This window comes from Ruegeria sp. CDSB117 (genome assembly GCF_059611005.1).
The window spans coordinates 121,663-134,118 of the sequence record NZ_JBXWOS010000007.1; the positions used below are offsets into that span (position 1 = coordinate 121,663).

Here is a 12,456-nt window from a genome sequence, read left to right on the forward strand (position 1 = left end):
GCGCCAAACAAAGTGGGCCCGGTGAACGGGCCCCAGAGCAGAAGGTGATTTCATGACGATTTCCAAGAGTGTTCTTGCCGCTGGGCTGTTTTCGGCCCTGTTTTTGGGGGCCTGTACGGACCCCGGTACGCTGAACTTGCCGTCAGACCCGAACCAGAACACCAAGCAGGGTGCAATCCTTGGCGGTCTGATTGGTGCGGGTGTTGGCGCTATTGCCAATGGATCTGATCCACTTTTGGGTGCCGTGGCCGGCGGAGCAATCGGTGCAGCAGGAGGCGGCCTGATAGGCAACCAACTGGATAAACAAGCAGCGGAACTGCGTCAGCAACTTGCCAACCAAGGTATCATCGTTACCAACGCGGGCGACCGGCTTATTGTGACCGTACCGAATGATATCACCTTCGACACTGACAGCTCGACCGTGCGTCCGGCATTAAGGGCCGATCTGGTCCGGGTGGGGCAGAATTTGGTGAACTACCCCAACTCGAACGTGCAGATCATCGGCAATACCGACAGTGACGGCGATGCTGCGTATAATCAGGGCCTGTCCGAACGCCGTGCGCGGTCTGTCGCGGATATTCTTCAGGCAAACGGCGTAAGCGGTGCACGTATCTCAACTATCGGTCAGGGCGAAAACCGCCCCATTGCGTCGAACCTGACGCCCGAAGGGAAGGCGCAGAACCGCCGGGTTGATATCGAGATCATCCCTAACGGAAACACTTAACGACATGGGCACTTTCGGGTGCCCATTTTCCGCACATTGACTGCGCGTCATCCGGTCTTTGGTGCGCGCGAAAGTTACGCTAGCTATTGGGAAACACCCGAACCGGAGTTTCCCAATGTCTGACCCCATCCTTCTGAGCCTGTCCGGCTCTTTGCGCCAAAGTGCCACCAACCGCAAATTGCTGCGCGAAGCGGCCCGGTTGTTCGAGCCGGGAACGCATATCGAAGCTGATCTGAACCTGCCGCTTTATGATGGTGATCTTGAACATGGCGAGGGCATCCCCGAAGCCGTACAAACCCTTTCCGATCAGATCGCCCAAGCCCATGCCGTGATCATTTCGACCCCGGAATACAACAAAGGCCCGTCGGGTGTTCTGAAAAACGCTTTGGACTGGGTCAGCCGGACCGATGGCCGCCCCTGGGCCGACAAGCCGGTTGCCGTGATGTCCGCCGCCGCAGGGCGTGCGGGTGGCGAGCGGGCGCAGATGGTTCTGCGCGGCTATATGGTTCCCTTCCAACCGCGCATCCTGCAGGGGCCAGAGATTCATCTCGCCAGCAGTTCGAACGAGTTTGACGAGCACGGCAAATTGCTGAGCGACCGTTACGAAAGTTCTCTGCGGACACTCATGCAGAAACTGCGTGCTGAGGCTGGGTTCTAAGATCGAGAGGCTGCTTGCCGGGGCAGGTCCGTCTACATAATCTGCCGACATGACTGAGGAAATACAAACCGATGTGATGGACCCGGCCCGCGCCTCTGCGCTATTGGTAGCGCTTGGATCCAACGACAGGGTCGCAGCAGGCGATCAACTGCCGCTGTTCTTTCACCAGCTGTATTTTTGGTCGCCTCAGCCGCCTGCCAATTTGGGGCGGGACGGGCATCCAAAGGTTGGGGACGGTCTGATTCCCGATATGGGCTTGCAACGTCGGATGTGGGCCGGGGGACGGTTGCAGTTTCACGCGCCGCTGGTCGCGGGCTCAAAAGCCGTGCGCCGGTCTGTTCTTGAAAGTGAGGCGGCAAAAAACGGACGGACGGGACCGCTAGGGTTTGTTACACTGCGACACGAGATTTCGCAGGATGGTAAATTGTGTCTGAGCGAATGGCAGGATCTGGTCTATCGACCTGACCCTTCGAGTACCGACATCAAGCCCAAGCCACCTATGGCCCGTACCGATGAAACCGACAGGCGAGACGTCACCTTCGACAGCACATTGCTGTTTCGATACTCGGCGCTGACCTTCAATGGGCATCGTATCCACTATGATCTGGATTACGCACGTGATGTCGAGGGGTATGACGGTTTGGTTGTTCACGGCCCACTGCTGGCACAACTCTTGATGCTATTTGCCGAAGAACTAATGGGTCCTTTGGCCGAGTTTTCGTTTCGCGCTTCGTCGCCGGTAATGCACTTTGAGACGGCAACACTGTGCCGGAACGGGAATGCGATGTGGGTGCGCAGGCCAGATGGGCGTCAATGCATGTCCGCCGAAGCTGTTCCGCGATCAGAGTGAAGCCTCGGGCCGAAAATCGCTCGGGATTGTATCCTGATTTTCAAGAATAAGACTCGCCATGACCTCGGCCACTTTCGGGGCCATACCGAAACCGATCTTGAAGCCACCATTGGCGATGAACTGCCCTTCGTGCAGCGGGTGCGCGCCTAGCATTGGTGCGCGGCTTTTGCTTCGGGGCCGTACACCTGCCCATCGTTCGATGACCTCTGCGCCATGCAGGACGGGAACGGCCTGCATCGCCCGGTCCAAAACGTCGTCCAGGGCTGCATCTGTGCTGGTCGGGTCGTTATATTCACGCTCCGAGGTCGATCCAATCGCCAATGTCCCGTCCGCATGCGGTATGAAGTGGATCGCGTCCGCAAACAGCTGTGGAACCTTACCCGCATCGAACCGCAACAGAGCCGCCTGTCCCTTAACGCCGTTGCCAACGGTTTTGCCAAAAGCCTCGCTCAGTTCCTGCAGTCCGGCAAGGCCGGTGGCATGGACAACCTGCCCGCGGTCCGGTGCGTCTGCCACGACCTCGACCCCCATCACCGCCAGTGCGGCAACCAATGCAGCACAGGCCCGGCGGGGATGCATGCGTGCGCTGAGTGTATCATGGATGACAAAACCCGTGGGGCTGGGTGGGCACCATGCACCGATCGCGGCTGTTTCAACAACGCGCCATTCGGCCCGGGCTTGCCACAGTTCCGCTGCTGTGATGGCGCGGGCATGGGCAAGTTCCAGCGTTCGGGTGTCGATGATAGGTTGCAACCGTCCCAGCCGCGCATATCCGGGTGAGACGCCGCCTGTGGCCTCGACCTGTTTCCAGAATGGTTCGGCCATGATCAGGCTGTCGAACTGAAACGCCTTCTTGGCATTCCAGTTTTCAGGCACATGCGGCGCCAGTGCACCAACCAGGCCACCGCTGGATCCGGCTCCGGGACCAAAGGGGTCGACGATCTGCACCTTTGCGCCACGCCGCGCGCAGGTCCAGGCGATAGACAGGCCGAAAATCCCTGCACCGCGCACCGTCACATCGACCATTGCCATTCCCCTTTACCTTGTTCAGTGTCGCGCCGCTTAGCTACAGGATTCCCCGATGGCAGACCAGCGCACCGAACTGACATGGACTGAGGATCAGATCCCCGTCTCGGATCGTTTCGACGACCCGTATTATTCGTTGCAGAACGGGCTGGAAGAGACGCGGCATGTGTTTCTGGCGGGTAATGAGTTGCCTGCGCGGTTCGCATCTGGTTTCCACATTGCTGAATTGGGCTTTGGCACCGGCTTGAACATGCTGACTGTCTGGTCAGAGTGGGAGAATTCCGGCCAGACGACGCCCCTGTCCTTTACCAGTTTTGAGGCCTATCCGATGGCACCCGTGGACATGTCCCGAGCGCTGGCAGCCTTTCCTGAACTTGCGCCTTGGTCTGACCGGTTCCTTGCGCAATGGGAGGGAGGCACATGTGATTTGGGCACCCTGCGGCTTGAGGTTGTTGAAGGCGATGCACGTCAAACCCTGCAAGAATGGGAAGGTGCCGCCGATGCGTGGTTCTTGGATGGGTTCTCTCCGGCTAAAAACCCCGAATTATGGGGTGCAGACCTGATGCAGCAAGTCGCCGACCACACGGCCACTGGCGGAACGGCGGCGACGTATACCGCCGCCGGGTTCGTGCGACGGGGGCTTGAGGATGCCGGTTTCATAGTTACACGCGCACCCGGTTATGGCCGCAAGCGCCACATGACCCGCGCTGTCAAATAATGACGCAACAGAACAATACGCGCGCCGGGATTGCGTTGATGATCGGGGCGACCATCGTCTTTGCACTGCAGGACGGTATCTCGCGCCATCTGGCAGGAACCTACAACACCTACATGGTAGTGATGATCCGGTATTGGTTCTTTGCGGCCTTTGTCATCGCTTTGGCCGCACGTGCGCCCGGCGGATTGAAAGCCACCACCCAGACAAGCCAACTTAAGCTGCAAATATTTCGTGGCCTGCTGTTGGCGGCCGAGATCTGCGTCGCTGTGTTCAGTTTCACTGTTCTGGGCCTGATTGACGCGATGGCCGTATTCATCTGCTACCCGTTGTTGATCGCCGCTCTCAGCGGGCCGGTATTGGGCGAACAGGTCGGCTGGCGACGCTGGGCCGCAATCGGCGTTGGGTGCATCGGTGTTCTGATCATCCTGCAGCCCGGTGTAGGGGTCTTTAACCCTTGGGCCATTGTACCGCTGATCTCGGCTTTCATGTTTGCAGTCTATGGTTTGCTGACCCGTTACGTATCCCGCCGGGACAATTCCGCCACCAGCTTTTTCTGGACAGGCGTCAGCGGTGCCGTCGCCATGACGCTCGTGGGAATGTGGTTCTGGGAGCCGATGGCCCAGACGGACTGGGCCTGGATGGCGCTGCTATGCGTGAGCGGCGTTCTGGGGCATTGGTTGCTGATCAAATGCTATGAGATGGCCGAGGCCAGCGCGGTGCAGCCCTTCGCCTATTTCCACCTGGTCTGGAGCGCGATCCTGGGAATCTCGGTCTTTGGTGAAACGCTGCGCCCCGAAGTGGTCATAGGCGCAGCGCTGGTTGTCGCCGCCGGGCTGTTCACCCTATGGCGCGAAAGACGCCAGCGTTGACCCGACCAATTCCTGCGAGAACGGGATCGGCAAGGCAGGTTGGCCAAGCCGGGCGCGATAGACCGGCAGGCTTTCCGACACACGCATCACGTAGTTGCGGGTCTCGCTGAACGGGATCGTCTCAATCCAGTCGACCACGTCGATCTCACCTGCGCGCGGGTCGCCATAGCGATCCATCCACGACATCGGCCGACGTGGACCTGCGTTGTATCCTGCAGCCATCATCACAACGTTTCCGTTGAAATCAGCGGCCAGACCGGACAGGTAATTGGCACCCAGCTTGGCGTTGTATTGCCAGTCCGAAGTCAGCTTGATCGTCTTGTGGCCGCTTAGAATGCCCAATTCCTTGGCAACAAGCTTTGCCGTGGCCGGCATGACCTGCATCAGTCCGCGCGCGCCGGCTCCACTGATCACAACGGGGTCAAACTCGCTTTCCCGGCGGGCAATGGCCAGCGTCATTTCCTTGGCCATGGGCAAACCCATGTCGGCCACCGGATGCACCGGGTAATAGGCGGCTGGCAAAACCAGGCCGACTGTTGCAGCGCGTTTGGCGATCATCACGGCCAGATGCGGCTGCTTCAACTCGATCACCAAATCGCCCAACTGATTGGCCTGAACCGGGTCCAACCCTTCAACCAGATGGGTCAGGAACCGTTCAGACAGGGTGTCTTCGTCAGCCTTCAGCAGCAGTAGCCCTGCCTCCAGCACACTTGAATTGGAGAACTCAGCTTGCTTCCAGTGTGGCGCCCGGCGGGGGGTGGCCAGTTCACTATCGAAAGGACGCCCGATCTGTTCCGCCGCCAGCAAGCCGTAGAAAGAGGATTGATAATCTGCACCCATTGCATAGGCGTCATAGGCTTTTTCGGCGTCACCATGGGCCGCATAGGCACGACCCAACCAATACCCGGCGCGTCCTTTCGAGATCGGCGATTTCACCGCGTCCGAGAAGTTCTGGAAATGCCGGATCGCGGTCGCAGGATCATTCAGCTTCCGCAAGGCCAGAAACCCGGAAAGCCACTCCAGATCCGCATAGCCATAACCCATTTCTGGCGTCATGTGGTGATTGGCAGCAATCTGATAAGCGCGGTTCTGGTCCCCATTTCGCATCTCAAGTCGGGCCAACCGGCGGCGGCCTTCGGCCCATTTGTCAGGTTCTCCCAACGCATCAGGGCCGGAAGAACGCGCCAGCATCAAGTCAATCGCGCTGTCGTCCAACTCTTTCTTGTCACGCCAGACGAACCTGTCAAAAGCCAAGCCCGGTGAATCACCCAGCGATTTCGGAACTGCCGCCACCTTGCCGTCGACGCCGGGTTGCCGTTTCTGAAGGCCGATCCGCGCCTCAGCCAGTTTGCGCTGATCAGCGCTGACCAGCGGCAGCATCTGACCTGCGCTGACAAGGTGGTTGTCCCATAGCATCCGATCCAGACGGGCAGCGTGATGGGGTTTCAGAAGTTTTCCAAAGTTCTCTAGATAGTCTTTTTGCAGACCCGAGCCCATTGGCATCGTCCGCCAGGCCGCGACGATATCGGCCTCGGCATCTCCCTGACGACCCTTTGCCTTCAATGCGACTGCATAGTTCAACGCACCCTCTGCGGTTTGCGGTGGCTGTTCGGCATAGAATCTAAGAACGCGGTCCGGATCGGCGCCAGTAAAGGCGGGCTCACTTTTACGCCGCAACCAAGCCAGACCAGGCCAGTCTGGACGACGATCCAAAAACACCAGAACGTCACCCGAACTGCCAAACCCTTCGCGAAGCCAATGCCAGACGATGATGTCACGAGACACTGAGCCCCGCGCACCAGAAACACGCAGGGCTTCATTCCAGTCCCCCTTGCGCATTTCATTCATACCGGCCCGCAGATCACCTGCGGCGTCGGCCCGCACTTGTGTGCCCGAAATCAGAATTACGACCGTCAAAAACGCCAGAAAGCGTGTCATCCCTTGCATTTCCCAACCAACCAAGGATACAGCCATTCAGGATAAAGCTTGCGCCGTCGGGTTCAACTCAAGAAAGACAGATTTCTGGCAAACCGAGGCGTAAAAATTACAAACTGCACCTAAGGAGCGTGTCATGTTCAAAGGCTCTATGCCAGCCCTCGTCACACCGTTTAGCAACGGCGAGTTGGACCTGAAGACGCTCAAACACTTGGTGGAATGGCAGATTCAGGAAGGCTCCACCGGACTGGTTCCCGTTGGCACCACCGGCGAAAGCCCCACCTTGAGCCACGAAGAACATGAAACTGTTGTGGATGAGGTTGTAAGGGCTTCAGCTGGCCGTGTTCCCGTGATCGCAGGTGCTGGGTCAAACAACACTGTTGAGGCCATCCGGTTTGTGCGATTCGCGCAGAAAGTGGGTGCGGATGCAGCTCTGGTCGTGACGCCTTATTACAACAAGCCCACGCAAAAGGGTCTGCTGATGCATTTTCGCGCGCTGCATGATTGCGCGGATATTCCGATCATCATCTACAATATTCCCGGTCGGTCAATCATCGACATGACCCCTGAAACCATGGGTGAGTTGGCGAAACTGCCACGCATCGTCGGTGTAAAGGACGCAACCGGAGATCTGGCCCGCGTCAGCCAACAGCGCGCGTCCTGCGGCCCGGACTTTTGCCAGTTGTCAGGCGAGGACGCTACGGCGCTTGGTTTCAACGCGCATGGCGGTGTGGGCTGTATTTCGGTCACCGCGAACGTCGCACCCAAACTGTGTGCCGAATTCCAGCAGGCGACGCTGAACGGCGACTATGCCAAAGCGTTGGAGTATCAGGACCGCCTGATGCCCCTGCACGAAGCGATCTTTATCGAGCCCGGCCTCGTGGGTGCCAAATACGCGCTCAGCAAATTGGGTCTGTGCAGCGAAGAAGTCCGCTCGCCCCTGTCCGGGCTGGAAAGCAGCACCAAATCGGCGATCTACGCGGCGCTCCAGCACGCCGGCCTTATCTAAGGCGAATTCAAAAAAGAAAAAAGGCGGCCTCGAACCTCGAGCGCTGCCTTTTTTTTGTTCCGGTTCCAGACTTCATCTGGCCCAAAATATCCCGGGGGCGTCGCGGCTTGCCGCGACGGGGGCAGAGCCCCCTATCGTTTTCCGTAATACAGTCCAACGACATGCTCGGCCTGCGCAAAGAAAAGCCAGCGCGATGTGGCAACGCCGGCAAGGTGCGACGCCACGGCCAGCAGTGCAAAGAAGTGTCCGAACGGCAGTAGCAGCAGGATAACCGGCAAGACAAAGGCTAGCATAAACGAGATGATGCGCAGCTTTTCGGCATGCTTGCGGCCAACGACGTGAACGAATTCACGCAGCAAATAGTTGGTGCCGGTATGAGGAGGCTCAAATGCACGCACGGTGCCGCGATCGCCCAATCCGGTAGCCGTGCCCAGATTTGTGCCGGACTCCTCCAGCGCTTTGTCGCCCTTTTTCCAATACAATATCTGCACCAGCGCCGCGATCAGCAGCAGCGGCAGCGCCACTCGGACCTGTCCGGCCAGCAGGGCACCGCCTGCCAGGCTGAAGCTGAGGAACATGGCCGGAGTCAGGTTCATATTCCAGCGGGGAATGGTTTTAAGCTGCGTGTAGATCATCGACGTGGTGAATACGGTCAGTAGCGAGAACAGCGCTCCGATCCAGCCAAGAAGGCTCCAGCGTTGGCCCAGGAAGATAACGCCAATCGCATAAAGCCCCATGACAATAAGGGCAATGACCGCACACCAGCCTTCACGACTGAGCCAGCTTGTTTTCCATTGTGTGAATGCCTTCCAGGCCCGTTCGGGATGGCCAAGGTGAAAGGTGGACGCCATAAGACCGCCGACGGCAAGGGCGTATGCGATAGCAAAAAAGACGAAAGCAACCCAGCCAGAGACGTCTGGCAGACCGAGGCTCAAAAAGAACAACAGTCCAAAGCCAAGACCCGACAGGGTGGTGAAAATGATGACGGAAGGTGCTGGATGCATCAGAGCTTCTCCAAGGTCTTGTCCAGCCAGCTAAGGAAACCTTTAGGTTCTTCAGCGACCGGGGCCAGCAACGGGGCCAGGATGTCGATCTGATCTTCGACGTTATCCTTGGGCCGTGGCGGCAGGTATTTGTTGACGGGTTTGGTGCCCATTTCCGGCATCAGGTCCATGCCACCGCGTTCGGCGACTAGTTTGCTGACATCGCTGTCCGCATCGCCCAGATCACCGAAGTGGCGCGCGCCTGCTGGACAGGTGCGTACGCAAGACGGTACACGGTCTACTTCCGGCAGGTTTTCGTTGTAGATACGGTCAACGCAGAGGGTGCATTTCTTCATCACCCCTTCGGCCTGATCCAGTTCACGTGCGCCGTAGGGGCAGGACCACGCGCACAGGCCACAGCCGATGCAGTCGCTTTCATTGACCAGAACGATGCCGTCCTCGACCCGCTTGTAGCTCGCCCCTGTGGGGCAAACGGTGACGCAAGGCGCGTCCTCGCAGTGCAAGCAGGATTTGGGGAAGTGGATCAGCTGGGCGTGACCTTCCGCCGGTTGCACCTCATAGGAATGCACCCGGTTCAGGAAAGTGCCGGACGGGTTGGCACCATAAGCGTCCTGATCGGATAGCGGCGCGCCGTAGTTTTCTGTGTTCCAGCCTTTGCATGAGATGACGCAGGCGTGGCAGCCAACGCAGGTGTCCAGGTCGATGACCAGACCCATCTTGCGGTCGGTGGATGTGGGGAGCTGGGTCATGACTACCTTGCCTCCGCTTTTGTGGTGAGGGCGGACTGGGGCGTTGCCCCAGACACCGGTGTATTTATGGCCTGATGAAGTGCGGATCGGATCATTTGCCCACCTTCCATGCCAAGTCCTTTGGTCCGGTTCCGACCGGAGATTCGATCGGTGGGAATTCTGGCTGGCTTTGCGCATCCGTAGGTGCGTCCGCTTTTTCGATCTTCACTTTCAGGTCGAACCAGGCTGCCTGACCGGTGATGGGGTCAGAGTTCGCCCACCGCAGGCCGTCACCTTTGGGCGGCAACAGCTCGTGGATCAGGTGGTTCAGCAGGAACCCTTTGGTGGCCTCGGGCGCGTCTTCTTGCAATGCCCATGCGCCTTTGCGTTTGCCAATGGCGTTCCAGGTCCAGACGGTGTTTTCGTTCAGCGCCGCCATTTCCATGACCGGCACCGTGATTTCGCCATGCGGCGAGGTCACCTTGGCCCAATCGCCGTCGCTCAGGCCATTCTCGCGCATCAGCTTGGTCGGAACATAAAGTGGGTTACGGCCGTGCAACTGGCGCAGCCATGCGTTCTGGGTTCCCCAACTGTGATACATCGCCATGGGGCGCTGGGTCAGAGCGTTGACAGTGAAGCCTTCATTGCCGGTCTGGTCGGTCTCGTACCAGATGGGCATCGGGTCCAATGTCTCTTTGATGCGTTCCCGCAGGTGTTCCGGGGGCTGACGTTCGCCATGGCCTTCGGCGGCAAGCTGGAACTTGCGCATCGGCTCGGAATAGAGCTGGAACAGGTATGGCTGCGGGCTGTCATAGATGCCCATGCCGACAGCCCAATCCTGATAGGCTGCGTTCCATGGTTTGTAGTAATCCGCGCCTTCGGGGATGTGGGCCACGTAGAAGCCGCCGTTTTCGATATAGCGGTTCAACTGGTCAGGGTTGACCTCGCCGCGGCCTTCCTTGTCGCCGTTTTCACCACGGAAACCGGCAAGTGGGCCGATGCCGGGCTTGCGTTCGTGATTGACGATATAGTCGGCGTAATCTGTCCATTTGGCGCTGCCGTCTTCATTGGTGAAGCCCGGCAGGCCCAAGCGGTTGGCCAGTTCGACCAGCGCTGATTGGAAACCTTTGACATCCCGGTCGGGTTCAATCACCGGCCAGCGGATTGCGTCGGCTGCAGCATCCGCTTCGCAAATCGGGCGATCAAGCAGCGAGATACAGTCATGCCGTTCCAGATACGTGGTATCCGGCAGGACCAGGTCGGCATAGGCCACCATCTCCGACGAATAAGCGTCGGAATAGATGATATGCGGGATTACGTAATCGCCGTTTTCATCTTTGTCCGTCAGCATTTCCATGACACCTTTGGTGTTCATGGATGAGTTCCAGGACATGTTGGCCATGTACATGAACAGCGTGTCGATCTTGTAGGGATCGCCCGCATGTGCGTTCGAGATCACCATATGCATCAGCCCGTGGCTGGACATCGGGTTGTCCCACGTAAATGCCTTGTCGATCCGCGCCGGGCTGCCGTCTGCCTTCAGCGCCAGATCCTCTGGCCCTTGAACAAAGCCCAGATGCGGGCCGTCCAGCGGCGTGTTCGGGGTCACCTTGCAGTGCGGTCTCGGGTGCGCCTCGACCGGTTTGGGATAGGGCGGTTTGAAGCGGAAGCCGCCGGGGACTTCGACTGTGCCAAGGATGATCTGCAACACGTGCAGTGCGCGGCAGGTCTGGAAACCGTTGGCATGAGCCGAGACACCGCGCATCGAGTGCATTGCAACCGGGCGACCGATCATCTTGGTGTGTTTTTCGCCGCGGAAATCAGTCCATTCGCGCTCCAACTCGAACGCCTCGTCAAAGGCAACGCGGGCCAACTCGCCCGCGATGGCGCGGATACGGGTGGCGGGGATGCCACACTGCTCGGCGATGTTCTCGGGCGCGTATTCGTCGCTGAGGTAGCGTTCGGCCATCAGATGGAACACGGGCCGGTGGGTGACGCCATCCTTCTCAAAGGTCGCCGACAGGTCGGGGCGGACCCCCGGTTTGTCAAACGCCGTCAGTTCGCCCGTGTTGCGATCAACAACCAGCGGTTTGCCGTTCCCATCGCGCAGGAACAGACCCTTTGTGGGGCCTTCGGACGCGTCGACCAGAACCGGCGCGTTGGTGTAACGGCTGAGATAGTCCAGATCGATCTTGCCGGCCTTCATCAGCACGTGGATCATCGACAGGATGAACAACCCATCGGTGCCCGGAGTGATCCCGACCCAATCATCAGCCACCGCGTTATAGCCCGAGCGGATCGGGTTGACGCCGATCACCCGTGCGCCACGGGCCTTGATCTTGCCAATGCCCATCTTGATCGGGTTGCTGTCGTGATCTTCGGCAACACCGAACAGCATGAACAGCTTGGTGTGATCCCAGTCAGGCTGGCCGAATTCCCAGAACGCACCGCCCATCGTGTAAATGCCGCCTGCGGCCATATTGACCGAGCAAAATCCACCATGGGCTGCATAGTTGCATGTGCCGAAGTTCTGCGCCCAGAAGCTGGTGAAGCTCTGGCTCTGGTCCCGGCCGGTGAAAAACGCCAGTTTTTCGGGGTTATCCTCGCGGATCGGCTTGAGCCAGCCAACGGCGATGTCCAGCGCCTCGTCCCAGCTGATCTCTTCGAACTTGCCCGAACCACGTGGACCGACGCGTTTCAGTGGGGCGCGCAGACGCGAAGGAGCATTGACCTGCATGATCCCAGCCGAGCCCTTGGCGCACAAGACGCCCTTGTTAACCGGGTGATCGCGGTTGCCTTCGATATAGGCAACCTTGCCGTCCTTCATGTGTACGTTGATGCCGCAGCGACAGGCGCACATGTAGCACGTTGTTTTTCTGACCTCGTCAGAGACCTTGGGAGAGGTATTAATGATTGGCTGGTTCATTTCTGGTCC

The 12,456-nt window shown here is 58.8% G+C and carries 11 protein-coding genes; 6 read left to right on the plus strand and 5 right to left on the minus strand.

The genetic code is table 11. The annotated features are described in order from the left end of the window. The first annotated feature begins 52 nt into the window (after positions 1-52). The 3 genes from AC2FJC_RS10155 to AC2FJC_RS10165 all read left to right on the plus strand — a co-directional run bounded on the left by AC2FJC_RS10155 (position 53) and on the right by AC2FJC_RS10165 (position 2,232). On the plus strand, positions 53-724 hold the full coding sequence (locus tag AC2FJC_RS10155) for a YiaD family glycine zipper/OmpA-like lipoprotein (protein WP_480792048.1): 672 nt from the start codon (positions 53-55) through the stop codon (positions 722-724). Positions 725-839: 115 nt separating this feature from the next. Then, positions 840-1,382, plus strand: coding sequence for an NADPH-dependent FMN reductase (locus AC2FJC_RS10160; RefSeq protein WP_496739412.1), 543 nt, complete (start codon positions 840-842; stop codon positions 1,380-1,382). 49 nt (positions 1,383-1,431) lie between these two features. Further along, positions 1,432-2,232 carry an HTD2 family dehydratase gene (locus tag AC2FJC_RS10165; protein ID WP_496739413.1) on the plus strand — a complete coding sequence of 267 codons (801 nt, stop codon included), beginning with the start codon at positions 1,432-1,434 and terminating at the stop codon, positions 2,230-2,232. Here the strand turns inward: AC2FJC_RS10165 and AC2FJC_RS10170 are convergent. After that, the gene (locus AC2FJC_RS10170; RefSeq protein WP_496739414.1) at positions 2,224-3,264 is read right to left on the minus strand and encodes an NAD(P)/FAD-dependent oxidoreductase; all 1,041 of its coding nucleotides are present in this window, start codon (positions 3,262-3,264) and stop codon (positions 2,224-2,226) included. The genes AC2FJC_RS10165 and AC2FJC_RS10170 overlap by 9 nt on opposite strands. A 49-nt stretch (positions 3,265-3,313) precedes the next feature. Here AC2FJC_RS10170 and mnmC2 point away from each other — a divergent pair, with 49 nt between their 5' ends. Beyond that, positions 3,314-3,976 carry a tRNA (5-methylaminomethyl-2-thiouridine)(34)-methyltransferase MnmC2 gene (gene mnmC2 / locus AC2FJC_RS10175; protein ID WP_496739415.1) on the plus strand — a complete coding sequence of 221 codons (663 nt, stop codon included), beginning with the start codon at positions 3,314-3,316 and terminating at the stop codon, positions 3,974-3,976. Next, the gene (locus tag AC2FJC_RS10180) at positions 3,976-4,845 is read left to right on the plus strand and encodes a DMT family transporter (protein WP_282120289.1); all 870 of its coding nucleotides are present in this window, start codon (positions 3,976-3,978) and stop codon (positions 4,843-4,845) included. The genes mnmC2 and AC2FJC_RS10180 overlap by 1 nt, the downstream gene beginning before the upstream one ends. On the opposite strand, the gene AC2FJC_RS10185 is transcribed toward AC2FJC_RS10180, so the two are convergent. Further along, positions 4,819-6,783 carry a lytic transglycosylase domain-containing protein gene (locus AC2FJC_RS10185; RefSeq protein WP_496739416.1) on the minus strand — a complete coding sequence of 655 codons (1,965 nt, stop codon included), beginning with the start codon at positions 6,781-6,783 and terminating at the stop codon, positions 4,819-4,821. The genes AC2FJC_RS10180 and AC2FJC_RS10185 overlap by 27 nt on opposite strands. Before the next feature lie 133 nt (positions 6,784-6,916). Here AC2FJC_RS10185 and dapA point away from each other — a divergent pair, with 133 nt between their 5' ends. Further along, positions 6,917-7,789, plus strand: coding sequence for a 4-hydroxy-tetrahydrodipicolinate synthase (gene dapA, locus AC2FJC_RS10190; RefSeq protein WP_496739418.1), 873 nt, complete (start codon positions 6,917-6,919; stop codon positions 7,787-7,789). Between the two features lie 131 nt (positions 7,790-7,920). On the opposite strand, the gene AC2FJC_RS10195 is transcribed toward dapA, so the two are convergent. From AC2FJC_RS10195 to AC2FJC_RS10205, 3 genes are all read right to left on the minus strand, one after another. Next, positions 7,921-8,793, minus strand: a complete 873-nt coding sequence (locus AC2FJC_RS10195) for a dimethyl sulfoxide reductase anchor subunit family protein (protein ID WP_496739419.1) — start codon at positions 8,791-8,793, stop codon at positions 7,921-7,923. Next, positions 8,793-9,542 carry a 4Fe-4S dicluster domain-containing protein gene (locus AC2FJC_RS10200; protein ID WP_108861155.1) on the minus strand — a complete coding sequence of 250 codons (750 nt, stop codon included), beginning with the start codon at positions 9,540-9,542 and terminating at the stop codon, positions 8,793-8,795. The genes AC2FJC_RS10195 and AC2FJC_RS10200 overlap by 1 nt, the downstream gene beginning before the upstream one ends. A gap of 91 nt (positions 9,543-9,633) precedes the next feature. Beyond that, complete coding sequence (locus tag AC2FJC_RS10205) at positions 9,634-12,447, minus strand: molybdopterin oxidoreductase family protein (RefSeq protein WP_496739420.1); 2,814 nt, start codon at positions 12,445-12,447, stop codon at positions 9,634-9,636. Positions 12,448-12,456: the final 9 nt, after the last annotated feature.

What these genes read in the sequence shown, in the direction of transcription:
- AC2FJC_RS10155 (WP_480792048.1), top strand. Translation starts at nt 53, where the DNA reads ATGACGATTTCCAAGAGTGTTCTTGCCGCTGGGCTGTTTTCGGCCCTG.
- AC2FJC_RS10160 (WP_496739412.1), top strand. Translation starts at nt 840, where the DNA reads ATGTCTGACCCCATCCTTCTGAGCCTGTCCGGCTCTTTGCGCCAAAGT.
- AC2FJC_RS10165 (WP_496739413.1), top strand. Translation starts at nt 1,432, where the DNA reads ATGACTGAGGAAATACAAACCGATGTGATGGACCCGGCCCGCGCCTCT.
- AC2FJC_RS10170 (WP_496739414.1), bottom strand. Translation starts at nt 3,264, where the DNA reads ATGGCAATGGTCGATGTGACGGTGCGCGGTGCAGGGATTTTCGGCCTG.
- mnmC2 (WP_496739415.1), top strand. Translation starts at nt 3,314, where the DNA reads ATGGCAGACCAGCGCACCGAACTGACATGGACTGAGGATCAGATCCCC.
- AC2FJC_RS10180 (WP_282120289.1), top strand. Translation starts at nt 3,976, where the DNA reads ATGACGCAACAGAACAATACGCGCGCCGGGATTGCGTTGATGATCGGG.
- AC2FJC_RS10185 (WP_496739416.1), bottom strand. Translation starts at nt 6,783, where the DNA reads ATGACACGCTTTCTGGCGTTTTTGACGGTCGTAATTCTGATTTCGGGC.
- dapA (WP_496739418.1), top strand. Translation starts at nt 6,917, where the DNA reads ATGTTCAAAGGCTCTATGCCAGCCCTCGTCACACCGTTTAGCAACGGC.
- AC2FJC_RS10195 (WP_496739419.1), bottom strand. Translation starts at nt 8,793, where the DNA reads ATGCATCCAGCACCTTCCGTCATCATTTTCACCACCCTGTCGGGTCTT.
- AC2FJC_RS10200 (WP_108861155.1), bottom strand. Translation starts at nt 9,542, where the DNA reads ATGACCCAGCTCCCCACATCCACCGACCGCAAGATGGGTCTGGTCATC.
- AC2FJC_RS10205 (WP_496739420.1), bottom strand. Translation starts at nt 12,447, where the DNA reads ATGAACCAGCCAATCATTAATACCTCTCCCAAGGTCTCTGACGAGGTC.